Annotated in this window: 20 protein-coding genes; 12 read left to right on the forward strand and 8 right to left on the reverse strand. The window is 64.8% G+C overall.

Annotated elements, in window-relative coordinates:
* Positions 1-16 precede the first annotated feature (16 nt).
* Positions 17-4,234, forward strand: a complete 4,218-nt coding sequence (locus ACYVNQ_RS11415) for an FtsK/SpoIIIE family DNA translocase (RefSeq protein WP_460902580.1) — start codon at positions 17-19, stop codon at positions 4,232-4,234.
* Positions 4,235-4,319: 85 nt separating this feature from the next.
* On the opposite strand, the gene ACYVNQ_RS11420 is transcribed toward ACYVNQ_RS11415, so the two are convergent.
* Complete coding sequence (locus tag ACYVNQ_RS11420; RefSeq protein WP_460902581.1) at positions 4,320-5,471, reverse strand: lactonase family protein; 1,152 nt, start codon at positions 5,469-5,471, stop codon at positions 4,320-4,322.
* Positions 5,472-5,840: 369 nt separating this feature from the next.
* Here ACYVNQ_RS11420 and ACYVNQ_RS11425 point away from each other — a divergent pair, with 369 nt between their 5' ends.
* On the forward strand, positions 5,841-5,981 hold the full coding sequence (locus ACYVNQ_RS11425; RefSeq protein WP_460902582.1) for a DUF3096 domain-containing protein: 141 nt from the start codon (positions 5,841-5,843) through the stop codon (positions 5,979-5,981).
* Between the two features lie 266 nt (positions 5,982-6,247).
* On the opposite strand, the gene ACYVNQ_RS11430 is transcribed toward ACYVNQ_RS11425, so the two are convergent.
* A complete protein-coding gene (locus ACYVNQ_RS11430) occupies positions 6,248-6,493 on the reverse strand; it encodes a hypothetical protein (protein ID WP_460902583.1) in 246 nt (81 codons plus the stop codon).
* 270 nt (positions 6,494-6,763) lie between these two features.
* On the opposite strand from ACYVNQ_RS11430, the gene ACYVNQ_RS11435 reads away from it, so the two are divergent.
* Both ACYVNQ_RS11435 and ACYVNQ_RS11440 read left to right on the forward strand, forming a co-directional pair.
* Positions 6,764-8,632 carry a glycoside hydrolase family 15 protein gene (locus tag ACYVNQ_RS11435; protein ID WP_460902584.1) on the forward strand — a complete coding sequence of 623 codons (1,869 nt, stop codon included), beginning with the start codon at positions 6,764-6,766 and terminating at the stop codon, positions 8,630-8,632.
* Positions 8,633-8,852: 220 nt separating this feature from the next.
* Positions 8,853-10,130: a polyhydroxyalkanoate depolymerase gene (locus ACYVNQ_RS11440; protein ID WP_460902585.1), complete on the forward strand. Its 1,278-nt coding sequence runs from the start codon at positions 8,853-8,855 to the stop codon at positions 10,128-10,130.
* A gap of 110 nt (positions 10,131-10,240) precedes the next feature.
* Here ACYVNQ_RS11440 and ACYVNQ_RS11445 read toward each other — a convergent pair whose 3' ends face one another.
* Positions 10,241-10,873: a TetR family transcriptional regulator gene (locus tag ACYVNQ_RS11445; RefSeq protein ID WP_460902586.1), complete on the reverse strand. Its 633-nt coding sequence runs from the start codon at positions 10,871-10,873 to the stop codon at positions 10,241-10,243.
* 641 nt (positions 10,874-11,514) lie between these two features.
* Between ACYVNQ_RS11445 and rsxB the strand changes: the two genes are divergently transcribed.
* The 3 genes from rsxB to ACYVNQ_RS11460 all read left to right on the forward strand — a co-directional run bounded on the left by rsxB (position 11,515) and on the right by ACYVNQ_RS11460 (position 14,030).
* Positions 11,515-12,717: an electron transport complex subunit RsxB gene (gene rsxB / locus ACYVNQ_RS11450; protein WP_460902587.1), complete on the forward strand. Its 1,203-nt coding sequence runs from the start codon at positions 11,515-11,517 to the stop codon at positions 12,715-12,717.
* Positions 12,718-12,734: 17 nt separating this feature from the next.
* On the forward strand, positions 12,735-13,379 hold the full coding sequence (gene nth, locus ACYVNQ_RS11455) for an endonuclease III (protein WP_460902588.1): 645 nt from the start codon (positions 12,735-12,737) through the stop codon (positions 13,377-13,379).
* A gap of 216 nt (positions 13,380-13,595) precedes the next feature.
* Positions 13,596-14,030 carry a DUF1841 family protein gene (locus ACYVNQ_RS11460; RefSeq protein WP_460902589.1) on the forward strand — a complete coding sequence of 145 codons (435 nt, stop codon included), beginning with the start codon at positions 13,596-13,598 and terminating at the stop codon, positions 14,028-14,030.
* 310 nt (positions 14,031-14,340) lie between these two features.
* Here ACYVNQ_RS11460 and ACYVNQ_RS11465 read toward each other — a convergent pair whose 3' ends face one another.
* Together ACYVNQ_RS11465 and ACYVNQ_RS11470 are read right to left on the reverse strand one after the other, a co-directional pair.
* Positions 14,341-14,727, reverse strand: a complete 387-nt coding sequence (locus ACYVNQ_RS11465; protein ID WP_460902590.1) for a c-type cytochrome — start codon at positions 14,725-14,727, stop codon at positions 14,341-14,343.
* 61 nt (positions 14,728-14,788) lie between these two features.
* Positions 14,789-15,157 (reverse strand): c-type cytochrome, encoded by a 369-nt coding sequence (locus tag ACYVNQ_RS11470; protein ID WP_460902591.1) that lies wholly within the window; start codon positions 15,155-15,157, stop codon positions 14,789-14,791.
* A 318-nt stretch (positions 15,158-15,475) separates the two neighbouring features.
* Between ACYVNQ_RS11470 and ACYVNQ_RS11475 the strand changes: the two genes are divergently transcribed.
* The 5 genes from ACYVNQ_RS11475 to ACYVNQ_RS11495 all read left to right on the forward strand — a co-directional run bounded on the left by ACYVNQ_RS11475 (position 15,476) and on the right by ACYVNQ_RS11495 (position 20,882).
* Entirely contained in the window at positions 15,476-16,318 is an 843-nt protein-coding gene (locus ACYVNQ_RS11475) for an AAA family ATPase (protein WP_460902592.1), read from the forward strand.
* 39 nt (positions 16,319-16,357) lie between these two features.
* Positions 16,358-17,533 carry a vWA domain-containing protein gene (locus ACYVNQ_RS11480; protein ID WP_460902593.1) on the forward strand — a complete coding sequence of 392 codons (1,176 nt, stop codon included), beginning with the start codon at positions 16,358-16,360 and terminating at the stop codon, positions 17,531-17,533.
* Positions 17,534-17,714: 181 nt separating this feature from the next.
* Entirely contained in the window at positions 17,715-18,935 is a 1,221-nt protein-coding gene (locus tag ACYVNQ_RS11485; protein WP_460902594.1) for a benzoate/H(+) symporter BenE family transporter, read from the forward strand.
* A gap of 212 nt (positions 18,936-19,147) precedes the next feature.
* Complete coding sequence (gene tal, locus ACYVNQ_RS11490) at positions 19,148-20,101, forward strand: transaldolase (protein ID WP_460902595.1); 954 nt, start codon at positions 19,148-19,150, stop codon at positions 20,099-20,101.
* A gap of 349 nt (positions 20,102-20,450) precedes the next feature.
* Entirely contained in the window at positions 20,451-20,882 is a 432-nt protein-coding gene (locus tag ACYVNQ_RS11495) for a VOC family protein (RefSeq protein WP_460902596.1), read from the forward strand.
* A gap of 27 nt (positions 20,883-20,909) precedes the next feature.
* Here the strand turns inward: ACYVNQ_RS11495 and ACYVNQ_RS11500 are convergent, their stop codons facing one another.
* From ACYVNQ_RS11500 to ACYVNQ_RS11510, 3 genes are all read right to left on the reverse strand, one after another.
* Positions 20,910-22,058 (reverse strand): FUSC family protein, encoded by a 1,149-nt coding sequence (locus tag ACYVNQ_RS11500; RefSeq protein ID WP_460902597.1) that lies wholly within the window; start codon positions 22,056-22,058, stop codon positions 20,910-20,912.
* Between the two features lie 366 nt (positions 22,059-22,424).
* A complete protein-coding gene (locus ACYVNQ_RS11505; RefSeq protein ID WP_460902703.1) occupies positions 22,425-23,654 on the reverse strand; it encodes a c-type cytochrome in 1,230 nt (409 codons plus the stop codon).
* Positions 23,655-23,854: 200 nt separating this feature from the next.
* Positions 23,855-25,627, reverse strand: coding sequence for a GMC family oxidoreductase (locus ACYVNQ_RS11510; RefSeq protein WP_460902598.1), 1,773 nt, complete (start codon positions 25,625-25,627; stop codon positions 23,855-23,857).
* Between the last annotated feature and the right edge of the window lie 2 nt (positions 25,628-25,629).

A 25,629-nucleotide genomic window follows, 5' to 3' on the forward strand; every position in this document is an offset into this window, starting at 1 on the left:
CGTTGATGTGTAGAGCATGCATACGGTAGTTCTCAGCTGGTTCGGCGGCTCGACGGTCTGGTTTCTCCCTCTTTTCTGGCGCCTTGCGAGAGCCATGCTGCCGGGCGGCTCCGGCTTGCGTGGGCCCGGCACGATCCGCCTGTGGCTTGGCTTTGTCTGCGTACTCGTGGCCAGTTGCACGCTCGAGGCGTCGCTGCTGAATCTCGACGGGGTCGATCATGTTGGTCACGCGCTTGCCGGGCTGTTCGGGCATGTGCTCGGACACTTCGGCACGCCGCTCGCCATGCTCGTGCTGCTGGTAGTGAGCCTGCCCTGGCTGCTCGGCTTTCGCTGGACGCGGGCAGCCGCCTGGGCCGATGCGACGTTCGGGCTCGGGCTGCCGCGTCTGGGCAAACCCCATCACGAAGAAGCTCGCGGCCGGCGTTCGAACGACGTGGCGGCAGCTGCGCAGGCGACGCATCATGCCGGTGCGATGACGCCTCGCTCGAATGGGCGTTATGCGCGCCCGACCGTGTGGCGTCCGCAGGCTCCGACGCGTGGCAAAGGCGCATCGTCAGCGGCTGGGGCAGGTGTAGCGACAGGAACAGCGGCAGGCGCAGGCGGCCCTGCAGGCGCAACTCGGGGTGAAGCCGCCGCGGGCGGCGCCGGCGCGACGGCGCGCGTACCCACGCAGCAACCGGCCGCCTGGTCGCAGGCTGAGCCGACCGCGCCCGCCGGATGGTTGCGGGCAGAAAGCGAAGCAGGTAAGCCGCGCGAGCGGACAATGCGCGAAAACCGGCCTGGCCATGCCGGACCGAATGCAGGTGTGGCAGGGTTGGCGACCGGCTCCGCGGCTGTGGCTGCGGCTTCGCATGCGTCGCAAGCGGCGTCACAACCGGGGCTGTCGACAATGGGACACGCTGCGGCTCGCGGTGCAGCAGCCGCGCCGACCATGCCGGCCGCTCCGGTGCGCAGCGCGACAGCGCCCGCACAGGTTGCCGCTGCAGCAGCGCGCAGCAGCGGGGTCAATGCGACACGCAACGCGCCGGCGCGGTCTGTGCCCGCTCAGCCGGCGGGCATGAGACACGGACAGCAGGTGCCTACGGCACAAACTACTCGCCCGCCCGCTCCGGTTGGCGGCACGACTGCGCACAGACCGGCGCCGGCCTACGCGCGGCCCGCACCAGGCTCGCCGCACACCGAACCGGCTCCGAGCGTACGGGAAACGCTGCGCAGCATCGAAGAAAACACCGCGCGCTGGACGACGCTCGCAGGCGCCAGCCTCGCGCGGCGTGGTCAAGGGGAACCCGCGAAAGTCGCAGGCGATGCGATGGGCGCGGCGAGTGTGCAAGGTGATGAAGCGCTGGTACCCGGAGCACCGAATGCGGTGGAACCGGCGGAAGATGTTGCCGGGTTGGCGGCGGATTCGCTGCCTGTGATGGATCCCTCACAGGCAGCGGTTCCTTTGCAGGCGGCGGTTCCTTTGCAGGCGGCTGTCCCTTTGCAGGCGGTTGCTCCGTCACAGGCAACCGCTCCGTCACAGGCAACCGCCGCATCCCCCACGTCCGACGAGAACGCGCAGACACAGCAACAAAGTCCGGTCACAGCAAGCACGCCGCCGCTATCGACATCCGCAGCACCGAACGATGTACCGCCGCCCGAAGTGCATGACGGCCGGGCACTGCACCCGGCACTGCCCCCAGCACTCCCCCCGTTACCTGCCGAGCGCGATCCGGTTAGCGGCACGCCAGAGCCTGCGACAACACCGGCGGCATCCGCATTGCCCGCCGCATCTGCGCCATCAATTCCGCCCGCAGCATCTGCGCCGACGGCATCGCCCGCAACGCAGCCGGCACCGCCGTCGACCGAACATCACACGTCCGCACCGGCTGCACCTGCGTTCGTTACGCCTGCCGACCTCCCTGCGCTCGCCGCAGCCCAGTCGCAACCATCCGGCGAACAGTTCGCAGCGCACGCGTTCCCGACCGCACTGCATATCGCGGCCACCGTCACGGCAAACATACCGGCGCAAAACGTCGTAGCCCAAACGTCCGCAGACCCGGCCGCTGCAACCCGCGAAGCCACAGGCCCATCCGCATCCGGGAACGCAACTGGTACAAGTCACGCAGCCGATCCGAAGACGTCCGCCGCGATTCCGCCTTGGGAGGACGCTGTCAATGACGAGCTGGTCGCCGCGCACCCGGTGTCATCGGCGCAGCACGTGCCGAGCGTAAGCACGCCGGCCGACGGAAATGGCACGCCTCACGCCGCGCCGAGGCTGCATGTCGTCAACCCGGGCACCATAGACAGCGACATCCGGCAGACGCCGGACACCCCTGCCCTATCGAACGTCGTGCGTTTCCCTGGCACGCCAGCTTCACTCACGGTGCACAGCACCGCGCACGACATGCTCGAACAGGCGTCCACGCCTACGGCACACACACTCGAAACGTCAGTTGCGAACGCAGACGCGGATGCAACGACAACCACAGCCGCAGACATACAACCGCATCCGCTGGCCACCCCAGCCCCGAGCGCAACCATCACGGACCTGCAATCATCCGCAGTCCAACCCGCAAACAGCGGCAACGGCAACGACAACGGCGACAGCAACCACAGCGGCGTACCCGACAGCAGCGGCAGCGGCATAGGTGACAGCAGCAGCATCGGCATCGCCGAACCCACCCCGCCACCGCCAGAACCCACCACCGCCCCTCGCCCGCTGCGCGGCCACGCCCCCACCAGCTTCGAATTCCACGCGCCCGCCGCGTCGCAGATCGAGTTGCCGAGCCTCGACCTGCTCGCGCGCGCGTCGAACGAAGTCGAAGCCGTCTCCGACGAAAAACTCGCCGAAACCAGCCAGTTGATCGAGCAGCGGCTGCAGGAATTCAAAGTGCCGGTGACCGTGGTCGGCGCGTCCGCGGGCCCGGTGATCACGCGCTTCGAGGTGGAACCCGCGCTCGGCGTACGCGGCAGCCAGATCGTCGGGCTGATGAAGGACCTGTCGCGCGGCCTCGGCCTGACGTCGGTCCGCGTGGTCGAGACGATTCCCGGCAAGACCTGTATGGGCCTCGAACTGCCGAACGCGAAGCGCCAGACGATTCGCCTGTCCGAAATTCTCGAGGCCGGCGTCTATCAGAATTCCACATCGCAGCTGACGATCGCGCTGGGCAAGGACATCATCGGCCATCCGGTCGTCACCGATCTCGCCAAGGCGCCGCACATGCTGGTTGCGGGCACAACCGGTTCGGGCAAGTCGGTGGCGATCAACGCGATGATCGTGTCGCTGTTGTACAAGGCCACGCCGGAAGACGTGCGCCTCATCATGATCGATCCGAAGATGCTCGAGCTGTCGGTCTATGAAGGCATTCCGCATCTGCTCGCGCCGGTCGTCACCGATATGAAGCTCGCGGCCAATGCGCTCAACTGGTGTGTCGGTGAAATGGAAAAGCGCTACCGGCTGATGTCCGCGGTCGGGGTGCGCAATCTGGCGGGTTTCAACCAGAAGATCCGCGATGCGCGCGCTCATGAAAAGAAGATCGGCAATCCGTTCTCGCTGACGCCGGAGAACCCCGAGCCGCTGTCGCCGCTGCCGATGATCGTCGTCGTGATCGACGAGCTTGCCGATCTGATGATGGTGGCCGGCAAGAAGATCGAAGAGCTGATCGCACGGCTCGCGCAGAAGGCGCGCGCCGCCGGCATTCACCTGATTCTCGCCACCCAGCGTCCTTCGGTCGACGTGATCACGGGCCTCATCAAGGCGAACATTCCGACTCGCGTCGCGTTCCAGGTGTCGTCGAAGATCGATTCGCGCACGATTCTCGACCAGATGGGCGCCGAGTCGCTGCTGGGCCAGGGCGATATGTTGTTCCTGCCGCCCGGCACCGGCTACCCGCAGCGTGTGCACGGCGCGTTCGTCGCCGACGAGGAAGTGCATCGCATCGTCGAGCATCTGAAGCAGTTCGGCGAGCCGCAGTACGAAGAAGGCATTCTCGACGGCCCCACCGGCGGCGACGGCGCGCCGCAAGACCTGTTCGGCGATGCGCCGGATGCCGAAGCGGACCCGCTGTACGACGAGGCAGTCGCGTTCGTCGTGCGCACGCGGCGCGCGTCGATCTCGGCGGTGCAGCGTCAACTGCGGATCGGCTATAACCGCGCGGCGCGGCTGGTCGAGCAGATGGAGGCGGCGGGACTGGTGTCGTCGATGGGTATCAACGGCAGCCGGGAAGTACTCGCGCCGGGGCCGGCGGAGTAATCCGGCCGCGCGCGGCACCTAAGGGGCAACTAAGGAGCACCTAAGGGGCAACTAAGCGCCGACCGACCCGCGCAGCCCACCGTGTCTACGACGGCGACACCCACTTGAAGTCCACCGGCGCGCCGATCTCGATGCGCGCCGGCTTCGCGTCGAGCAAGCCGCTTTGCGCATCGCGGCGAAACACATACGCGGTATCGCTATTCTGATTGCCGACGATCAGCCATTGCCCGGTCGGATCGATCGAAAATTCGCGCGGTGCCTTGCCAAGACTCGACTGGCGCCCGACTTCGCGCAGATGTCCGTTGGCCGCGTCGACCGCGTAGATCACGATCTCGTTGGCATCGCCGCGGTTGCTCGCGTACACAAAGCGCCCGTCCGGCGACACGTGAATCGCTGCCGCGCCCACCTCGCCCTTGAAGCCTGGCTTCGTCATCGGCACCACCTGCAGCTGATGCAGCGTGCCGTCGTCGTAGCGGAATACGGTGACGGTCGCTGCCAGCTCGCTGGTCAGATACGCGTATTTGCCGTCGGCGCCGAACACCAGATGACGCGGCCCCGAGCCCGCCTTCACGTCGACGTAGCGGCGCTCGGTCGGCCCGATCAGGCCGCGGCTGCCATCCGGCGTATAGCGGTACGAGTACAGCTTGTCCGCGCCGAGGTCTTGCGCGAACAGATAACGGCCGTCCGGCGAGAACACCGTCGAATGGACATGCGCGTTGTCCTGCCGCCCTTTCACCGGGCCGCTGCCGTCGTGATGCACGCTCAGCACCGCCGCCCCGACATGGCCGTCCGCCTGCAGCGGAAATACCGCGAAGCTGCCGCCCGGGTCCGATGCGACCGAATAGTTCGCGGTGGTCAGATAGCGGCCATCCGGCGAAATGCTCAGGTAGCACGGATCGTTGCCTTCGGACGAAACCTTGTTCAGGAACGCAAGTTGCCCACTCTTCGCGTCGAAGCTGAACGCGCTGACGCCGCCGCGCTGCGAAGCCGGACCGTTATCGCCGGGCAGCTCTTCGACTGCGTACACAAAGCGGCCGTCGCGGCTCGCGACCAGATACGAAGGGTTGACGGTACGCGCCGAACCGATGCGCGTCGCGGCACCGGTTTTCGTATCGAAGCGGTACACGTAGAGGCCTTCGCTGCGCGGCCCGGTATAAGTACCGACCAGCAGATCGTAGACGCCGTCTGCCGGTGCGGCGGCAGGCCCTTGTGCAAGTGCGGAGGTTGCCATGACCATCAGTGCGAGACCCTTTATTATCGAGGCTGTCAAACGTTGGGGTAAATGCGGTCGGGGTAGATGCGGTGCGGCGAGATGCAGTGTGGGCAGACGCTGTCGGCGACGGTGCATGACGACCTCCTGACATGGGTTTGTTCGGTTATTGTGGTGTCGCTGGTCTGCCACGCGCGGCCATGAAGGCGTGCCTGAGATGTCTCGTTGTCGTTATAACCGCAGTTGTAGCCGCAGTCGTAACCGCGGTTGAAGCCGCAAGTATAGAAGTGTCGCAAAGAATCGCCCAGTCATGCGCAAGGCCGGCCCATGTCGGCGGCTACGCAAGACAGTGGCGCAGTCGGTCTCGTCGAGACCTGTTCAAACCACGGAGTCTTCATGAACGTTACGCTTAGTCTCGGCCCGCTCGTTTCGCTGATCGCCGGCATCCTTATCCTCGTGATGCCGCGTCTGCTCAACTACATCGTCGCGTTGTACCTGATCATCATCGGCGTGATGGGGCTGGTCGGCATGAAGTGACCCGCGTGTCGAGATGCGCGAAGTGCGCGACGTGTGAGATAGACACGGTTTGCACGACGCGCACAGCCGCTCGCGCTGCACGCATTGCGTACAGCGCACGGCCGATGGCTCGCGAACGTTATGCGATAGAGCCCGCTGATACGGTTATGCGTGTGCCGCGCGATTCGCGGTTACTCGTGTGGCAGGCCCCGCTTGCGCGGAGCGCTGCAGCAAACAGGCGAGACAGGTAACCGGCTCAGATAAGCGAAACGCGTCCGGCACAGCGCTCAACCGTTCGACAGCTGGTCCAGACGCAGTCTGCCCTGCAGCGACAGACCGCCGACGGCATAATGGCCGTCAGCTTCGCTATAACGTTTGAAGCACGCACGCTCGACCAGAAACGCGGCGGCGGTTTCCATCCCGTTGCGGGACAGGCCGAGCGTACGGCTGTCGAGTGGTAGAAGTGTGCCGTCAGTCAACTCGCTGGCGGCGGACAGGATCGTGATGCAATCGGATTTCGACGGGTTCAGCATGGCTTTCATCCTCGAAACTGCACGTTGTGCACATGGCGGTACGGGCGGACGCGAACGGGCTGCCTGTCACATGACACGTCCAGAAGGTCTGATTGTAAGCAGGCAAAACGAACCACGCCAATACTCAATTTCTGCTGCCGCGCGGAATCAATTTGAAGCGCACGGGTCCGGCAGTCGCGGGTCCGGTAATATCAACGTCTGAGATTCAGACGGCATGCTGTCGCGCGTATTTTTTACGCGCCTGTTCTCCCTCTGTCCATTTTTGATCCCATGCCCGCTCCTATTGAAGACTATGCACTCGTCGGCGACGGTCACACGGCCGCGCTGATTTGCCGCAACGGTTCGGTCGACTGGCTATGCTGGCCGCGCTTCGATTCCGGCGCATGTTTCGCCGCCCTGCTCGGCACGCCCGATCACGGCCGCTGGCTGATCTGCCCGTGCGCCGAACAGTCGAGCCCGAGCCGGCGCCGCTATCGCGGCGAAACGATGATCCTCGAAACCGACTTCGAAACCGCCGAAGGCGCCGTCACCGTGATCGACTTCATGCCGCCCGGCAACGGCTGGTCGGAGCTGATCCGCGTGGTGGTCGGCCGGCGCGGCACCGTCAGGATGAAGATGGAGCTGGTGCTGCGTTTCGATTACGGCTTCTCGGTGCCGTGGGTGAGCCGCCTCGCGCACGAAAACGGCATCAAGGCGATCGTCGGTCCCGATACCGTCACGTTGCGCACGCCGGTCGACCTGCAAGGCGAGAACATGCGCACGGTCGCCGAATTCGACGTATCCGAAGGCGAGCGCGTGCCGTTTTCGCTCACCTACTCGCAATCGCACCTGCGCATCCCGCCCGCGCACGATCCGCTCACCGCGCTCGCGCGCACCGAAAACCATTGGGCCGAGTGGTCCGCGCGCAGCACCGTCGAGGGCCGCTATGCCGGGCCGATCCAACGTTCGCTGCTGACCCTGAAAGCACTCGCGTATGAGCCGACCGGCGGCATCGTCGCCGCGCCGACCACGTCGCTGCCGGAACAGCTCGGCGGCACCCGCAACTGGGACTACCGCTACGTGTGGTTGCGCGATGCAACCATCACGCTGCTCGCGATGATGCGCGGCGGCTACTACGACGAAGCGCGCGCATGGCGCGCGTGGCTCGGCCGCGTGATGGCGGGCTCGCCCGAGCAGTTGCAGATCATGTATGGGCTCGCCGGCGAGCGGCGCCTGCCCGAGATCGAAATCGACTGGCTGCCCGGCTACCAGGGCGCGAAGCCGGTGCGGGTCGGCAACAACGCGGTCGGCCAGCTGCAACTCGATGTGTACGGCGAAGTGATGAACGCGCTGCATCTGGCGCGCGTCGGCGGCCTGCAGGCCGATGAAACGGCGTGGAACGTGCAGTGCGCGATGCTCGTGCATCTCGAGAACATCTGGCAGGAACCCGACGAGGGCATCTGGGAAACGCGCGGCGGCCGCCAGCATTTCACGTTTTCGAAAGTGATGGCGTGGGTGGCGTTCGACCGGGTGGTCAGGTCTGCCGAAATGTTCGACTTGCCCGGACCGATCGACCATTGGCGCGAAATGCGCGCGCGGATTCACGCGGATGTCTGCGCGCGGGGCTTTAACGCCGAACTGAACGCGTTTACGCAGGTTTACGGTGGCAGCGAGCTCGACGCAAGCGTGCTATTGTTGCCGCTGCTCGGATTTCTGCCGCCGAAGGATCCGCGCATCGCCGGCACCGTCGTCGCAATCGAACAACAGCTGATGCATGACGGTTTCGTGATGCGCTACCGCACGACCGAATTCAACGACGGGCTGCCACCGGGTGAGGGAACCTTCCTCGCCTGTTCGTTCTGGATGGTGGACAACCTCGCCCTGCAAGGGCGCGTAGCCGAAGCGCGCGAGATGTACGAACGCCTTCTGTCGCTCGCCAACGACGTCGGGTTGCTCGCCGAAGAATACGACCCGGTGGCGGGCCGCCTGGTCGGCAATTTCCCGCAAGGGTTTTCCCATGTTGCGCTGGTTCACACCGGGCTCAATCTGATGAAGCACGAGCAGGAAATGGCCAAGGCCACCGGACAGCCGCCGCACAACGGCCATGGGCCTTCCGCTGGCACACTGAATACGGGCGCCGAGCCAACGCCTGTAGCATGACTTGATGACTTTCCTGATGACATCCGGCCACACATCGATAACACGCTTTTATTGTGGGACGGCGCACCGTTGTTGCATTGCACAACATCGCGCCGCCGGATATCATCGAACAAGTTTGACGGCCGCTAATGGACCTTCACAACCCTGACAACCCATCCGGCCAGCCTGACGCTACGCGTGTTTTCGCGCAGCCCCGCGCACCGCTAACGCTGGAGCACTCATGCTCTACCAATTTCATGAATTCCAGCGGGCTCTGCTGAGCCCGCTCACCGCCTGGGCCCAGGCGGCCTCGAAATCGTTCGCCAATCCGGCGAGCCCGCTTGCGTACATTCCTGGCGCCACGCGGCTATCGGCCGGCTACGAGCTGCTGTACCGGCTCGGCAAGGACTATGAAAAGCCCGAGTTCAATCTGCATCAGATCGTGAAGGATGGCCACAACATTCCGATCGTCGAGCAGACCATCATCGAAAAGCCGTTTTGCCGGCTGCTGCGCTTCAAGCGTTTTGCCGATGATACCGAAGCCGTAACCCAATTGAAAGACGAACCTGTCGTTCTGGTATGCGCCCCGCTGTCGGGCCACCATTCGACGCTGTTGCGCGACACCGTCCGCACGCTGCTGCAAGACCACAAGGTGTACATCACTGATTGGATCGACGCGCGCATGGTGCCGCTCGAGCACGGCCAGTTCGATCTCGACGACTATATCGCGTACATCCAGGACTTCATCCGCCATATCGGCGCGAAAGACCTGCACGTGATCTCGGTGTGCCAGCCGACCGTGCCGGTGCTCGCGGCCATTGCGCTGATGGCGAGCCGCGGCGAAGAGACGCCGCGCACGATGACGATGATGGGCGGCCCGATCGATGCGCGCAAAAGCCCGACTTCGGTCAACTCGCTGGCCACGCAGCATTCGCTGAGCTGGTTCGAGGCCAACGTGATCTACAACGTGCCGTCGAACTATCCGGGCGTCGGGCGCAAGGTTTATCCGGGCTTTTTGCAGCACACCGGTTTCGTGGCGATGAACCCGGAACGTCACGCGGCATCGCACTGGGACTTCTACCAGAGCCTGATGCGCGGCGACGAAGAAGACGCGGAAGCGCATCGCCGCTTCTACGACGAATACAACGCGGTGCTCGATATGGCCGCCGAGTACTATCTTCAGACGATCCAGGTGGTGTTCCAGGAATTCAGTCTCGCTGAAGGCACGTGGGAAGTTGCCGGCGAACAGGTGCGGCCGCAGGACATCAAGCACACCGCCTTGTTCACCATCGAAGGCGAGCTCGACGATATCTCGGGCAGCGGCCAGACCCGCGCGGCACATGAACTGTGCACCGGCATTCCGGCTAAAAACCGGCGCCACTTCACCGCGGAGAAGTGCGGCCACTACGGCATTTTCTCGGGCCGCCGCTGGCGCACCATCATCTATCCGCAGTTGCGCGATTTCATCCTCGAGCACAACAAGGCGCGCAAGCAGGAGAAGGAGCAGGTCGAAGCCTGAGTGCCCAGGCGCTCGAGCACCTGAGCTGCCCCAAACGCAGCGCGCAATACGTCAGCGGCCTCTTGATGAGGCCGCTGTCGCATTCAAGAGCCGGTACTCAGTTCGCCGAATCAGCGACGCAACAGGTAGGCGAGCAGAATTTCCGTATTCATCTGCACCATCTCGCTGCGTTCGGCCGCGGTACTGAAATCGCGGCCGAGCGTCGCTTCAAGCGTGAAGCGGTTCGACACGATGTAGTACCCCATCCCCGATAACGTCACATAAAACCGCAGCGGATCGACATTCGCGCGAAACAGCCCTGCGCGCTGGCCGCGTTCGAGAATGCCGCCGAGCGTCGTGACGATCGGCGAGATCATCTCGCGAATGCGCGTCGACTTCTGCATATAACGCGCCTCGTGCAGATTCTCGTTGTTGATCAGACGCAGCAGTTCCGGGTGATCGCGGTAGTAATCCCACACGAAATGCGCGAGCCGCGTCATCGCCTCGACTGGCGCGACGCCTGCCAGGTCGAGCGTGCGATCGGCTTCGGTGAGCGCGCTGAATGCGTGCTCGAGTACTGCAGTGAATAACTGCTCTTTACTACCGAAGTAGTAATAGAGCATGCGTTCGTTGGTCTCGGCTCGGCGGGCAATCTGATCGACGCGTGCGCCGAACAACCCACCATTGGCAAACTCCTCGGCCGCCGCCAACAGGATGCGACGCCGCGTGCCTTCAGGATCTCTTTTGATTTTGGGCTGATTCATGGTGGCATGTGCTTCGTGAGCCGCGTATTCCGGATCACATCGCCGGCTTTGCCTGGCCTTGCAAAACGGCGATGAGCGCGGGCTGGTTGGTGGATGCACCCTCCTGCGGTCATTCGTAAAGCGCTTCGATTATGGCACATGGTTCGGCAATGGCAATGGGGGAAATCGGCGATAATGTGCATTTGGCCAAAGCCTTGTCGCGCAAGCCGCGCAGCGCTTGTAGCGGGTGGCTTGGGTGGGTGGCCGGCAGTGAAGCGGCGCACATTCGCAGCATATTTGTCGCTGGTTCGTGGTGTGTTGCGTGGGCATTGATTGCGCGTCGATTGAGTCTGGTTGCGCGTCGGCGGCACGCGGCCTGCGTGTCGATCGCGCATCGGCATCGCGGTTTTGCGCGGCGTTTGCAGGGTGTTTGCGCGGTCCGGCGAGCGCCTTGTCGCTGCCTGTGCAGCGGTGTGATGCGTGTCGATGCATGTCGATGGGCGTCGATGGGCGTCGCGAACCGAGCGACGTCTGGCGTGTGCGGCAGCGCACACTCGCCGCGTAACAACAAGCTGCAGTGCATGCACGACACCAACGGCCAGGCCGCCCGGAAACACCGAACTCAAACCACATGCGCAAACGTGCCGGCCGCGCCGGCATCGATGAATCGCAGCAGAAGCCCCAACGCCGTCACCGTGACCGATCCGAAAACCCTCGCCGAGCGCATCGAAGATCTGCTCCCGCAAACCCAGTGCACGAAGTGCGGCTACGACGGTTGCCGTCCGTATGCCGAAGCCATCGCGCACGGCACTGCGAACTATAACCAGTGCCCGCCGGGCGGCGTCGAAGGGGTCGCGCGCGTCGCGGCGCTGCTCGGCAAGCCGGTGATTCCGATCAATCCGGTCAACGGCGTCGAGCGCCCGCGACCGGTCGCCTTTATCGACGAGAGCCTGTGCATCGGCTGCACGCTGTGCATGCAGGCGTGTCCGGTCGATGCGATCGCCGGTGCGGCCAAACAGATGCACACGATCATCGCCGAGCTATGCACAGGGTGCGATCTATGCGTTGCGCCCTGCCCGGTCGATTGCATCGCGATGCTACCTGTCACTGGCGAGGCGACCGGCTGGGATGCGTGGACCCAGCAACAGGCCGACGCCGCGCGCGTGCGTCACGATCGGCACCTCGCGCGGCTCGAGCGTGAACGCGAAGCCTCGGAGGCGCGCGCTGCGGCGCGGCGCGCGACGGCAAGCGCGGGCGCGGGCACGGGCACGGGCACGGGTGCAAGTGCTAGCGCAGGTGCAGATGCAAACACCGGCGCAACGGCGAGCGCAAGTGTCGACGCGAATGCAGCAAACGCAAACACAAACGCAGCAGGCGCGCTCGCCGCGGCAGGCGCTGACGCCGGCGCCGCTCAATCTGCGCCGGTAAACGACGCCGACGCAAAGAAGCGCGCCATCATCCAGGCCGCGCTCGAGCGTGCCCGAAAAAAGAAAGAAGAACTGGCAGCAAAAGGCCAGGCGCCACAGAACACCGCGAACGTCAGCGCCGACGTGCAGGCGCAGATCAATGCCGCGGAAGCACGCCGCCAGCGGCTCGGTATTGAAACGCAACCGGGCCTGCAAGAATCGGGCGATGAGCGACAACCCACGCGCCATGCGCCTGAAGCACGCGAAGCAAACAGCGCGCAGACGACGCAGGCGAACCAACCGGCAAGCAGCCCGACCGGTGCCACCCCTGCGAGTGACGCTGCGAGTGAAGGCGGTGAGCCATCCGGCAGTCGTCCATCAAACAATTCACCCGGCACCGCCAATCAGACAGCCGGCGACAACCCGCCGCCCGCTCCCCATACCAACCCGAAGCGCTAAAACGCCGACCGCCCCGCATGAACGCGAATAAACGCCGCGCGATCTACGAGACGCTGCAAAGCCTGAACCCGCACCCGACCACCGAGCTCGAGTACACGACACCCTTCGAACTGCTGATCGCCGTGATGCTGTCGGCGCAGGCGACCGACGTGTCGGTGAACAAGGCGATGCGCAAGATGTTCCCGGTCGCCAATACGCCGCAGCAACTGGTCGAACTGGGCGAGGAAGGCGTCGCCGGCTACATCAGGACGATCGGCCTGTACCGCACCAAGGCGAAGAACGTGGTGGCCGCGTGCCGCATCCTGCTCGACCAGTACGGCGGCGAGGTGCCCGCCGCGCGCGAGGCGCTGGAGAGCCTGCCGGGCGTCGGCCGCAAGACCGCGAACGTGGTGCTGAACACGGCGTTTGGCGAGCCGACCATCGCGGTCGACACGCATATCTTTCGGGTTGCGAACCGAACGGGTCTCGCCCCCGGCAAGGACGTGCGCGCAGTCGAGACGGCGCTGGAAAAATTCACGCCCGCCGAGTTCCGGCACGATGCGCATCACTGGCTGATTCTGCATGGCCGCTATGTGTGCAAGGCGCGCCGTCCCGAATGCTGGCATTGCGCGATCGAACCGCTGTGCGAATTCAGGCCGAAGACGCCGCCGCCCGATTTGTGACGGGCGCGTGCGCAATGGACGGGCACGCGCGGCAATGCCGCGGCCGGCACGGCTCGGGACAGCAGCGTAAAATGCATGGCTCATGCATGCGGGGCGCGACGGTCATACCGCGCGCGACGAGTGACGTCAAACGCCCAACGCCAAACGCCAAACGCCCAACGCTTGCGCTGCGCGACCCCGCTCCGCCTTCCCCGCTTTCCATTTTCACCACTGCCGATGTTCAATCCTAGCCGCGACGAAGTCCGACGTTTCTTCACCGACACCTGGCGCAAGCAGCGCGCGGGCGAAATCATGACGCCGCTCGAATCGATCGCGGCAGACTGGATCGTCGAGCATCCCGAGTATCACGCGCAGTTGAAGGACGCCGAAGCCGCTGCCGCCGAAGACTATTCACCCGAGCGCGGGCAGAGCAATCCGTTCCTGCACCTGTCGATGCATCTGGCGATCAGCGAGCAGTTGTCGATCGATCAGCCACCCGGCATTCGTACGGCACACGAGCGGCTGGCAGCGCGACTGGGCTCGACGCACGATGCACAGCACGCGATCATGGAGTGCCTGGGCGAAACGATCTGGGAAGCGCAACGCACCAATACGCCGCCCGATACCGATGCATATTTGCAGCGCATCGAACGGCGCGCATCACGCGACTGACCCAAACTGGTCACCGCTGTGGTTGCGACTACGGCTGCGGCTACGGCTCGCGGTTGCGGTTGCGGTTGCGGTTGCGGTTGCGGTTGCGGTTGCGGTTGCGGTTGCGGTTGCGGTTGCGGTTGCGGTTGCGGTTGCGGTTGCGGTTGCGGTTGCGACTACGACAAAGCCAGCCGTATCAGCAACGCGCAGAAAACGCCGCCGCGAGCGATCCCGCCACCCACCCATCGCGCAAAACCCCCGCCCCAAAAACAAACACCCCGCCGCAGCGGGGTGTTTTCGCATCCAGACAAGCAAAAGCGCTAAAAACCGCTTACTTCTTCTCGACCAGATCGCCACTGAGCGATTCGATATACGCGGCGATGTCTTTCATATCGCCTTGCGACAGGGTTTGCACCTGCGCCTGCATGATCGGGTTGTTGCGGCCCAGATGCGGGTTGCCGGTGCCCATCTGATACTGGCGCAGCGCCCAGTAGATGTAATCCGAGTGCTGGCCCGCCAGCTTCGGATACTCCGGGCTCACCGGGTTATTCAGCTTCGCGCCGTGACAGGCCGCGCAGTTATGGTTTTCGACCAGCACCTGGCCGTTGGAGGCGTCCGCCGCATGCGCCGCGCTCGATGCGGCGACGAAGCCGGCCAGCGCCAGTGATGCGCATGCCGTCTTGAACACCGTGTTGAAACCGTGTGGGTGCTTCTTCATGAATTCTCCTGGCCCGCGTAAGGAAATGACCGAGCGACTGACTTCAGCGCTGCGCAGCCGGTCATTTGTCGGGGTTGTTCTTTGAAGTGGCAGTTTGCGCTGCGTAATACGCGGCGATGTCCGCGATGTCCTGATCCGACAGCGACGCGGTAATGGCGCGCATCGTGTCGAAGTGGCGGTCGCCCTTCTTGTATGCGTGCAGCGCGTTGGCCAGATAGGTGGCGTTCTGGCCGCCGAGGATCGGTACCCGGTAGACCTCCGGGTAGGCCGTGCGGTAATCGGCAATGCCGTGGCAACCGATACACATCGCGACCTTGCCTTGCCCCGCTTTCGCGTTGCCGACGACATCCGCTGCCTGCGCGCTGGCCGCAAAGGCCGCGATGCCCGACAACGCTGCGATCACGACATGTTTGCCGACGAATTTTTTCATAGCTCTTGTAACCTGGCTTGAGGGGAAACGGCTCAAAAACGAGGGCCTCAAATCGCGGCGCTCAAAAAAGCGACGACCTGCGCCGTCATTTATTCCTGATTGCCACGCAGGCCAAAAAAATCGGCCCAATTGTACCGCGTCGCTGCGACGGGCGTCCACCGGACGGGCGGCTGGAGTTGCCTCACGAGTGATCGGCGCATCGGCCGCTGAAGCGGTCAGCGCAGCCGCTACCACCAGCCGCTACGATAAGCCCCTCGCCGCCCAGCCCAACAGCCCTTCTGACTTATACTGGTTTTTTTCCCGAACGAGCGTCCTGTCATGCGTTTCGAAGGCTCCTCGCAGTACGTCGCCACCGACGACCTCAAGCTCGCGGTCAACGCCGCGATGACGCTCAAACGCCCGCTGCTGATCAAAGGCGAGCCCGGCACCGGCAAGACGATGCTGGCCGAGGAAGTCGCCGCGGCCCTCGATATGCCGCTCTTGCAATGGCACATCAAGTCCACCACCAAGGCCCAGCAAGGCCTGTACGAGTACGACGCGGTGTCGCGCCTGCGCGATTCGCAGCTCGGCGACGAGCGCGTCAAGGACATCCGCAATTACATCGTGAAAGGTGTGCTGTGGCAGGCGTTCGACGCCGACCAGCAAACGGTATTGCTGATCGACGAAATCGACAAGGCCGACATCGAGTTTCCGAACGATCTGTTGCGCGAGCTCGACCGCATGGAGTTCTACGTGTACGAGACGCGCGAGCTGGTCAAAGCCAAACAGCGGCCACTCGTGATCATCACGTCGAACAACGAGAAGGAGCTGCCGGACGCCTTCCTGCGCCGCTGCTTTTTCCACTACATCAAATTCCCCGAGCCGGCGACGATGCAGCAGATCGTCGAGGTGCACTATCCCGGCATCAAGCGCGAACTGCTGACGGCGGCGCTCGAGAGCTTCTTCGAGCTGCGCAACGTGTCGGGCCTGAAGAAGAAGCCGTCCACCTCCGAACTGCTCGACTGGCTGAAGCTGCTGCTCGCCGAGGACATCCCGCCCGAAGCGCTGCGCTCGAGCGACCACAAGCAGATCGTGCCGCCGATGTCCGGTGCGCTGCTGAAGAACGAGCAGGACGTGAGCCTGTTCGAACGGCTCGTGTTGATGAACCGCAACAACCGCTAAACGGCACGCGAGCGCCCCGACCGACGCGGAGAACCCAGCATGCTGATCGACTTTTTCTATACGCTGCGCGCGGCAAAACTGCCGGTTTCGGTGAAGGAATACCTGACGCTGCTCGAAGCGCTAAAAGCGGATGTGATCGCGCCGTCGCTCGACGAGTTCTACTACCTGTCGCGCATGACGCTGGTGAAGGACGAGCAGTATTTCGACAAGTTCGACCAGGCGTTCGGCGAGTATTTCAACGGTGTCGCGCAGACCGCCGAACTGGCGCTCGACCTGCCCGAAGACTGGCTGGCCAAAAAGCTGCGGCGCGAGCTGTCGCCGGAAGAAAAGGCGCAGATCGAGGCACTAGGCGGCCTCGACAAGCTGATGGAGCGCCTGAAGGAAGTCTTCGACGAGCAGAAAGGCCGCCACGAAGGCGGCGGCAAGTGGATCGGCACCGGCGGCACGTCGCCGTTCGGCAATGGCGGCTACAACCCGGAAGGCATCCGCATCGGCGGCGACAGCGCGGGCAACCGCAGCGCGGTCAAAGTATGGGAAGCGCGCGCCTACCGCGACTACGACGATCAGGTCGAAATCGGCACGCGCAACATCAAGGTGGCGCTGCGGCGGCTGCGCCGCTTTGCGCGCGAAGGCGCAGCGGACGAACTCGACTTGCCCGACACGATCCGCAGCACGGCCGCGAACGCCGGCTGGCTCGATCTGAAGATGGTGCCGGAGCGGCACAACAACGTGAAAGTGCTGATGCTGCTCGACGTCGGCGGCTCGATGGACGACCACATCCGCCGTACCGAAGAGCTGTTTTCCGCGGCCAAGGCCGAATTCAAGCACCTCGAGTTCTATTACTTCCACAACTGCGTGTACGACTTCCTGTGGAAGCACAACCGGCGCCGCCACGCCGAGCGCACCGCGACGTGGGACGTGCTCCACAAGTTCACGCCCGACTACAAGCTGATCTTCGTCGGCGACGCGACGATGAGCCCGTACGAGGTGCTGCAGCCGGGCGGCTCGGTCGAATACAACAACCGTGAAGCCGGCGCCGTGTGGCTGCGGCGGCTCGCCGATCACTTCCCGCGCCATGCGTGGCTGAATCCGGAACCGGAAGGTTTGTGGGAATACCGGCAGTCGGTCGCGATGATCCGCGAGGTGCTCGGGCACCGGATGTATCCGCTGACGCTCGCCGGTCTCGAAGCGGCGATGCGCACGCTAAGCAAGTAGGCGCTGCGCGTTCCCGCAACCGGTCGCACAACCGGTCGCAAACCCGATCGCAAACCCGGTCGCAAACCCGGGCCGCCCCACTCAACCCCGGTTCTTCCCCGTTAAAATAAACCCCCGATGCGGCGCAATGCCGCAGCGGGAGCGTCGCAATCACGCAACAAAACCACGGAAAACCGCCTGCATGACCTCGCCTTCGCCCTCTTCCGCCGATCTTCCGGCGCCTCCGCGCGCACCGCTGCGACCGTTTGCCGATTCGTCGCTATCGGCGATGGTGGCCGGCTTCGTCGCGATGATGACGGGCTATTCGAGTTCGCTTGTGCTGATCTTCCAGGCCGGCCAGGCCGCACACCTGTCCGACGCGCAGATCTCGTCGTGGATCTGGGCGCTCTCGGTCGGCATGGCGCTGACCACCATCGGCCTGTCGTTGCGCTTTCGCGCGCCGATCGTGATCGCGTGGTCGACGCCCGGCTCGGCGCTGTTGATCGCGTCGCTGCCGCACGTGCCCTATGCGCAGGCGATCGGCGCGTTCATTGCTTGCGCGCTGCTGCTGACCGCGGTCGGTCTGACCGGCTGGTTCGATACGCTGATGAAAAAAATTCCGGCCGGCATCGCCTCTGCTTTGCTGGCCGGCATCCTGTTCGAGATCGGCATCGAGATCTTCCGCGCGGCGCAGTATCAGACCGCGCTGGTGCTGACGATGTTTTTCACCTATCTGATCGTCAAACGGATTGCCGCGCGCTACGCGATCGTGGTCACGCTCGTGCTCGGCATGGCCGCGGCCGGCGCGCTCGGGCTGCTCGATTTCAGCCACTTCCATATCGCGCTGGCCGTGCCGGTGCTGACGGTGCCGTCGTTCTCGCTGGCGGCGATCGTCAGCATCGGGATTCCGCTGTTCGTCGTCACGATGGCGTCGCAGAACGTGCCGGGCATCGCGGTGCTGCGCGCCGACGGCTACACCACGCCGTCGTCGCCGCTGATCTCGACCACCGGCATCGCGTCGCTCGTGCTGGCGCCGTTCGGCGCGCACGCGGTCAATCTGGCGGCGATCACCGCGGCGATGTGCACCGGCCGCGAAGCGCACGAAGACCGCTCGAAACGCTACATGGCCGCGGTCTGGTGCGGCGTGTTCTATTTCGTCGCGGGGATTTTCGGCGCCACCATCGCGGCGCTGTTCGCCGCGCTGCCGAAGGCGCTGGTCGTGTCGATCGCGGCGCTCGCGCTGTTCGGTTCGATCATGAGCGGCCTCGCGAACGCGATGGGCGACCTGAAGCAGCGCGAGGCGGCGCTCGTCACCTTCATGGTGACCGCCTCGGGCCTCACGCTGCTGTCGATCGGCCCGGCTTTCTGGGGACTGGTCGCCGGCCTCGCGACCCAGGCCGTATTGCACGCGAAGCGCGGCTGAACAGGGCTCACACCGCTTCGCGAGCCATGCGCGGCCGATCCGCCATAAAATGAAGGGACCGGGCACCGTTGCGCGCTACTATCGACGGTGCACCGCCCAGGCACGACGGGATCTTGCGGGATGACCCGCTGCCCCGGCCGCCGTCCGCAGCTCGGCACCGGCAGCGTCATCATTTTCTGAACCACGGCGCCCACGCGCCTCAAAGGCTCGACATGACTACTGCACTCGATCAACTGAAGCAATACACGAAGGTCGTTGCCGACACCGGCGACTTCCAGCAACTCGCCCAGTACAAGCCGCAGGACGCGACGACCAATCCGTCGCTGGTTCTGAAGGCCGTGCAGAAAGACGAATACAAACCGCTGCTCGAAAAAGCCGTGCGCGACAACGCCGGCAAGCCGGTTGGCGAGGTCATCGACCATCTGCTGATTTCGTTCGGCACCGAAATCCTGAAAATCGTGCCGGGCCGCGTGTCGACCGAAGTCGATGCGCGCCTGTCGTTCGACACCAAGGCGTCGATCGACAAGGGGCACGAGATCATCAAGCTGTATGAGAAGGCCGGCATCGGCCGCGAGCGCGTGCTGATCAAGCTCGCGTCGACGTGGGAAGGGATCCGCGCCGCCGAAGTGCTGCAGAAGGAAGGCATCAAGTGCAACATGACGCTGCTGTTCTCGCTCGCGCAAGCCGTCGCGGCCGCGGAAGCCGGCGCGCAGCTGATCTCGCCGTTCGTCGGCCGGATCTACGACTGGTACAAGAAGAACGCCGGCAGCAACTGGGACGAGGCACGCGACGGCGGCGCCAACGACCCGGGCGTGAAATCGGTGCAGCGCATCTACGCGTACTACAAGAAGTACGGCTACAAGACCGAAGTGATGGGCGCGAGCTTCCGCACGCCGGGCCAGGTGCTCGAACTGGCCGGCTGCGACCTGCTGACCATCAGCCCGGACCTGCTGCAGAAGCTGCAGGAGAGCACCGAAAAGGTCGAACGCAAGCTGTCGCCGGACGCGAGCAAGGGTGAGGACATCGCGCGCGTGCCGGTCGATGAGCCGACGTTCCGTTTCCTCGTCAACGACGAGGCGATGGCGACTGAAAAGCTGTCGGAAGGCATCCGCGTGTTCGCGGCGGACGCGGTCAAGCTGGAGAAGATGATCGAGGCGTTGCGGTAAGAAGACAGCGGGCGCGCAGCGGCGCCTGGCGTAGCGGCGCCCGGCCAAGCACGCGCGGCGTCGCTATGCCCGACGTATCGACGCCTCGCAGCCGTCATCAGGCACGGCGCATGCCGCGGATTTCCGCGGCATGCGCCGTTTGCTTTTGTGCTGCATCGCGGCTGCCCGATACTGCGCTCCGTATAGCGTCGGGCGACCGATTGCGCGTCGCCTACAAACTTTCACAGAGCGCCGCGACGCGAAGACTAGAATCGTCGGCACAGCTACGTTGCGTCCACAAGGCGCACCAACGTGCTGTGCGAAATGACACCCCCGCGGTCACTCCGCGGCACCCCACCAGGAGACGACGATGCTAGTTCAGCCCTACCTGTTCTTCAACGGCCGCTGCGAAGAAGCGCTCAGGTTCTACAGCGACAAGGTCGGCGCGCAAGTGCTGCTGCAGATGCGCTTCAAGGACGCGCCGCCGAACCCCGAACGCCCGATCACGCCCGGCACCGAAGAGAAGATCATGCACACGACGCTGCGCATCGGCTCGACCGAACTGATGGCCTCCGACGGCAACTGCGATACGTCGGCTGGCCCGCACAGCGGCTACGCGCTGTCGCTGACCGCCGACGACGCCGCGTCCGGCGAAAAACTCTTCAATGCGTTAAGCGACGGCGGGCAGATCACCTTGCCGTGGCAGCAGACGTTCTGGTCGAAGGGTTTCGGCATGCTGATCGACCGCTTCGGCGTGATGTGGATGGTGACGATTCCGCACGAAACGGACGCGGGCGCGTAGGCGTAGCCCTTAAGCGCAACGCCGGGCTCAACGCGGCGCCGGCCGTCGCACGTGCCGCTCGATATTCCAGCCCGGCTCGGTTTCGACGATCAACGTGCGCAGCCGCTCGACCTGCTCCGCGAGCCGTTCGTTGAGCCAGTACGGCCCCTGCAGTTCGGGCGCGACCCGCGCGGCGCCCGCCGGATCGAGCGCGGTAGCCGGACACGGCGCCGGCATCCGCACCTGCTCCGCGTGCGTAAAACGCAGCGCCCGCGCCAGCCCCAGCAACACCGCCCGCACCGCGAACGCATTGGCCCGGCATTGCCGCGCGAATGCTTCGCGAGTCGCCTGATCGGCGCGCGTCAGCACATCGTTCGACATGATCTCGAGCGCGCTTAGCAGGCTGCGATGCAACTGCTGGATCTGGTCGATGCGCGCCTGCGCAATATCGGTCTCCTTTGCAACCCACGGCATCACGGCGCGCAATTGCACGAGCCGCCGCGCCATGCGCAGATACGACGCCGCCTGCTCCTCCTCCGACAGCCACTCGCCGTTCGCGAGGCGCGCGTAGATGCGCGCGCATTCGCGCAGGTTGTCCGACAGCAGATAGCGCCACGAATAGGTCGCATGCAGCGGCAGCGCGAACGAGAACACCAGCGCGATCAGCGTGCCGAGCGCGACGTCGGCGGAGCGCCACAGACCGTCGGCGATATGGTTGTCGCCGAAGCCGCCGGCGATGCACATCGTGATCGCGGTCAATAGCGCCATATAGCCGGTCGAGCCGATCGCAAAATAGCTGCATACGCCGGCGAACACCGACATCAGCGCGGCGGTCACCGCGAGCGAGCCGAACACGCTGTGCTGGACGATCAGACCGAGCCCGAAGATCACGCCGATCGACGTGCCGATGGTCCGCTCGACTGCCTTGCGGCGAATATTGCCGTGATGCTGCAGGCCGCCGATCACGATCAGCACGGTGATCGACGCCCAGATACCGTGCGGCAATTCGAAGTACGCGGTCAGCAGCACCGACACCAGCATCGCGACGCCGACGCGCAAGCCGTGCAGCACCCTGGCGTGACGGTAGCGGTAATACGGTGAGGTGATGGTGCGCAGCAGGCGCGCGATCGCGGAGCGGCGGTGCCCGCCGTGCGCCAGGCTGGCGCGGCCAGCCGAGGGGGAATGGTCCAGAGCCATGGTTCGTCCTCGCAATGGTTCGAATCGTGGATCGGTGCAGCGCGGGGGTGAAGTGCGCAGTATCGCGCACCTGATGGCGTCTGACAGCAACGCGGCGCACAAATAGAAAAGCCCGGCGGGGGTCGGCCGGGCGATGGGAGGTGGAGTGAGACTTGCACGCTGCATTGCAGCAGCGCGCGGCGGTATGGGCGTGCGGTGGCGTGGGCGCGTGACGTTGCGGAACTGTCCGCGGCGCACAGCGGCTCCGCATCACACGTCGCCTGACACACGCGTCTTCCGCGCTGTGCGGCTGGCCATGCACGGCGCGCTCGCGCTCACGCGCTAGCGGCGCACACGACTGGCGCCGGTGCGCTCAGCGGCCCACCGTCACGGCCCGCTTTGCTTGCGCGCGCGCCGCACCGCATCCGCATCGACCGCCGGCGCGTCGTTGCCCCATGCACTACGGATAAACGTCACGACGCTCGCGATCTGACTGTCGTCGAGCCGTTGCGCGAACGACGGCATCGTGAACACGGTCGGCGCCGTTTGCGTGCCCGGCATCGACGCGCCGTGCAGCACGATATTGATCAGCGAAGTCGGATCCTGCGCGTTGACCGTCGAGCTCAGCGCGAGCCGCGGGAATACGCCGTCGTAGCCTTTGCCGTCGCTGCGATGGCAGGCGGCGCAATTGTCGAGGAAGGTGCGCGCGCCCGGCAGCGTGGCCTGCCCCGCGTGCAGCGCCTGCGCCGTCTCGTCCGAGTACACCAGCGACGCCCGCTGCCCCGCCGGCGCAAGCGCCTGCAGATACTCGGCGATCGAGTTCAGATCCGCGTCGCTCAAATACTGCGTGCTGTCCTGCACCACGTCGTGCATCGCGCCGAATGCGGCCGAGTGCGCGTTGCGGCCGGCCTTCAGGAAGCTCACGATGTCGTCGCTGCTCCAGTCGCCGAGGCCGTCCGCGCGGTCGTCGCGCAGGTTGTTTGCGAACCATTGCTCGACCACGCCGCCGCGCAGGAACGACAGGCCGCCGGCATCGCTCAGCGCCTGTTCCTGCAGCAAGGTGCCGCGCGACGTATGGCAGGCGCCGCAGTGACCCAGCCCTTCGACCAGATAGCGGCCACGCTCGAGCGACACCGTGCTGCCGTCCAGCGCAGCCGCGTCGGCCTGTAGCGCGACACCGGGCGCGAAGGCGCGGCGCCACAGGCTCAACGGCCAGCGCATCGACAACGGCCACGGAATCGTATTGGCCACCCGCGCCTGATGAACCGCGCCGACGCCGTGCATGAAGTACGCGTAAAGCGCCTTGACGTCGTCGGGCTGAACGCGGGCGTACGACGGATACGGCATCGCCGGGTACAGCGAATAGCCGGCCTGCGCGACGCCGTGGCGCAGCGCGCGGTCGAAGTCGGCGTAGGTATAGCTGCCGATGCCGGTCTGCGCGTCCGGCGTGATGTTGGTCGAGTAGACGGTGCCAAGCGGCGTCGCGAGCGGCAGGCCACCGGCAAACGGCTTGCCGCCCTTTGAGGTGTGACAGGCGACGCAATCGCCGGCACGCGCAAGATATTCGCCGCGTTTGACGAGCGCGGCGTCGGCGGCGGATACAGTTACGGCGCGCATCGCAGACGGCGTCGCAACCGGCGCCGCGGACGAAGTCACCGCGGAGGCAGCACTCGGTGCCGAAGCGAGCGCCGCAGCCGACGTCGAAGCCGCACCCCCATCTCCAGTCACAGCCGCCAATACCGCCGTTCCGCTCGCCGCAACCGCCATCGCCGCGACCAGCCCCACCGCCCCCAAACGAAGCGCAATCGCCTTCTTTCTCATGCCTGCACCATCGGTCCGGGGTTCTTCAGATACTGCTCGCGAATCGCACGCGCGGCCCAATAGCTGAGCGCGCCGACCAACCCCGTCGGGTTGTAGCCAAAATTCTGCGGAAACGCCGACGACCCCAGCACGAACACGTTATGCACGTCCCAGTTCTGCAGATACCGGTTCACCACGCTCGTCTTCGGATCGGCGCCCATCACCGCGCCGCCGGTCGTATGCGTGCTCTGATAAACGCGCGTATCGAAGTGCGAGCCCAGCTTGCGCGCGTTCGAATCGACCTGGTTCGTCAGCACGCGCGCGACGCGCTCGGCCTGGCCCACCGTGTACTGCGTCATCTTCAGCTCGTTGTCGTGCCAGTCGAACGTGACGCGCAACAGCGGCTGGCCATACGCATCGCGATAGCTCGGATCGAGACTCAGATAGTTGTCGCGGTACGACATCACCGAGCCCTGCGCGACGATCGTCATCATCCGCTGGTAGCTGTCCTGCACCGCGGCTTTCCAGCCGCTGCCCCAGTTCTTTGCGCCTTTGGGCGCGCCTGCCTGGCCGATCGGCCGTCCGCCGGTGCGGTTGTGACGCACATTCGCACCGCCGATAAAACCGAGCGGACCATGATCGAAGTTGTCGCCGTTGAAATCGTCGATCGCCTGGCCGCCCCCGCCCGCGCCGATAAACGGATTCAACTGGGTGCCCTTCGGCAGGAACGCGTTGACGCCGCCGTTCATCTGGTATGCGAAGTTCCGGCCGACTACCCCTGCGCCGCTCGCCGGATCGTACGGTTCGCCGATCCCCGACAGCAGCAACAGGCGCACGTTGTGCATCTGGAACGCGCTCAGCACCACGATATCGGCCGGCTGCTCGATCTCGCGGCCTTGCGCGTCGATATAGGTGACGCCGGTCGCGACCTTGCCGCTCGCATCGCGATTGACGCGCAGCACCTGGCAGCGCGTGCGCAACTCGAAGTTCTTCTTCTGCAGCAGTACCGGGTGAATCGTCGTCTGCGGCGACGACTTGGCGTACATGTAGCAGCCGAAGTCCTCGCAAAAGCCGCAGAAGTTGCACGGTCCGAGCCGCACGCCGTACGGGTTCGTATACGGTTGCGACGCATTGGCTGCCGGTATCGGGAACGGCTCGTAACCGAGTTCGCGCGCCGCCTTCGCGAACAGTTGCGCGCCGTACACGTCCTTCAGCGGCGGCAGCGGAAACTCCTTGCCGCGCCACGCCTCGAGCCGGTTGCCGCCCGCCACCACCGTGCCGTTCAGATTGCCGGCCTTGCCCGAGATGCCCGCCACCTCCTCGAAGCGCGTGAAGTACGGCTCGAGTTCGTCGTAGGTCACGCCGAAATCCTGAATCGTCATGTCATCCGGGATGAACTGCTTGCCGTAACGCGCCTCATAGTGGCTGCGCAATTGCAGGTCCGACGCCTGCGGCCGCCACGTCAGGCCGTTCCAGTGAAAGCCCGCGCCGCCCACACCATTGCCCAGCAGCATCGCACCATGCTGACGGTACGGCACGGCAAGCCCATCGGGCGCGTGGCGGAACGTCAGCGTTTCCTTTGAGAGATCCTGGTACAGCTCGCCGCGAATCGCATACGCGAGTTCGTCGGCGACATTCGGATACTTCGCGTTGTTGGCGGTGTCCTGCATTTCGCCGCGCTCGAGCGCGAGCACGCTGAGGCCCGCTTCGGTCAACTCTTGCGCCATGATCGCGCCGGTCCAGCCGAACCCGACCATCACCGCATCGACCTTGTCTTTTTTGATCGCCATCG

The sequence above is a fragment of the Paraburkholderia jirisanensis genome (assembly GCF_054782355.1).

Excerpts from the sequence above, each read along its gene's own strand:
- ACYVNQ_RS11415 (WP_460902580.1), top strand. The coding sequence starts at position 17 with ATGCATACGGTAGTTCTCAGCTGGTTCGGCGGCTCGACGGTCTGGTTT.
- ACYVNQ_RS11420 (WP_460902581.1), bottom strand. The coding sequence starts at position 5,471 with ATGGTCATGGCAACCTCCGCACTTGCACAAGGGCCTGCCGCCGCACCG.
- ACYVNQ_RS11425 (WP_460902582.1), top strand. The coding sequence starts at position 5,841 with ATGAACGTTACGCTTAGTCTCGGCCCGCTCGTTTCGCTGATCGCCGGC.
- ACYVNQ_RS11430 (WP_460902583.1), bottom strand. The coding sequence starts at position 6,493 with ATGCTGAACCCGTCGAAATCCGATTGCATCACGATCCTGTCCGCCGCC.
- ACYVNQ_RS11435 (WP_460902584.1), top strand. The coding sequence starts at position 6,764 with ATGCCCGCTCCTATTGAAGACTATGCACTCGTCGGCGACGGTCACACG.
- ACYVNQ_RS11440 (WP_460902585.1), top strand. The coding sequence starts at position 8,853 with ATGCTCTACCAATTTCATGAATTCCAGCGGGCTCTGCTGAGCCCGCTC.
- ACYVNQ_RS11445 (WP_460902586.1), bottom strand. The coding sequence starts at position 10,873 with ATGAATCAGCCCAAAATCAAAAGAGATCCTGAAGGCACGCGGCGTCGC.
- rsxB (WP_460902587.1), top strand. The coding sequence starts at position 11,515 with ATGAATCGCAGCAGAAGCCCCAACGCCGTCACCGTGACCGATCCGAAA.
- nth (WP_460902588.1), top strand. The coding sequence starts at position 12,735 with ATGAACGCGAATAAACGCCGCGCGATCTACGAGACGCTGCAAAGCCTG.
- ACYVNQ_RS11460 (WP_460902589.1), top strand. The coding sequence starts at position 13,596 with ATGTTCAATCCTAGCCGCGACGAAGTCCGACGTTTCTTCACCGACACC.
- ACYVNQ_RS11465 (WP_460902590.1), bottom strand. The coding sequence starts at position 14,727 with ATGAAGAAGCACCCACACGGTTTCAACACGGTGTTCAAGACGGCATGC.
- ACYVNQ_RS11470 (WP_460902591.1), bottom strand. The coding sequence starts at position 15,157 with ATGAAAAAATTCGTCGGCAAACATGTCGTGATCGCAGCGTTGTCGGGC.
- ACYVNQ_RS11475 (WP_460902592.1), top strand. The coding sequence starts at position 15,476 with ATGCGTTTCGAAGGCTCCTCGCAGTACGTCGCCACCGACGACCTCAAG.
- ACYVNQ_RS11480 (WP_460902593.1), top strand. The coding sequence starts at position 16,358 with ATGCTGATCGACTTTTTCTATACGCTGCGCGCGGCAAAACTGCCGGTT.
- ACYVNQ_RS11485 (WP_460902594.1), top strand. The coding sequence starts at position 17,715 with ATGACCTCGCCTTCGCCCTCTTCCGCCGATCTTCCGGCGCCTCCGCGC.
- tal (WP_460902595.1), top strand. The coding sequence starts at position 19,148 with ATGACTACTGCACTCGATCAACTGAAGCAATACACGAAGGTCGTTGCC.
- ACYVNQ_RS11495 (WP_460902596.1), top strand. The coding sequence starts at position 20,451 with ATGCTAGTTCAGCCCTACCTGTTCTTCAACGGCCGCTGCGAAGAAGCG.
- ACYVNQ_RS11500 (WP_460902597.1), bottom strand. The coding sequence starts at position 22,058 with ATGGCTCTGGACCATTCCCCCTCGGCTGGCCGCGCCAGCCTGGCGCAC.
- ACYVNQ_RS11505 (WP_460902703.1), bottom strand. The coding sequence starts at position 23,654 with ATGCGCGCCGTAACTGTATCCGCCGCCGACGCCGCGCTCGTCAAACGC.
- ACYVNQ_RS11510 (WP_460902598.1), bottom strand. The coding sequence starts at position 25,627 with ATGGCGATCAAAAAAGACAAGGTCGATGCGGTGATGGTCGGGTTCGGC.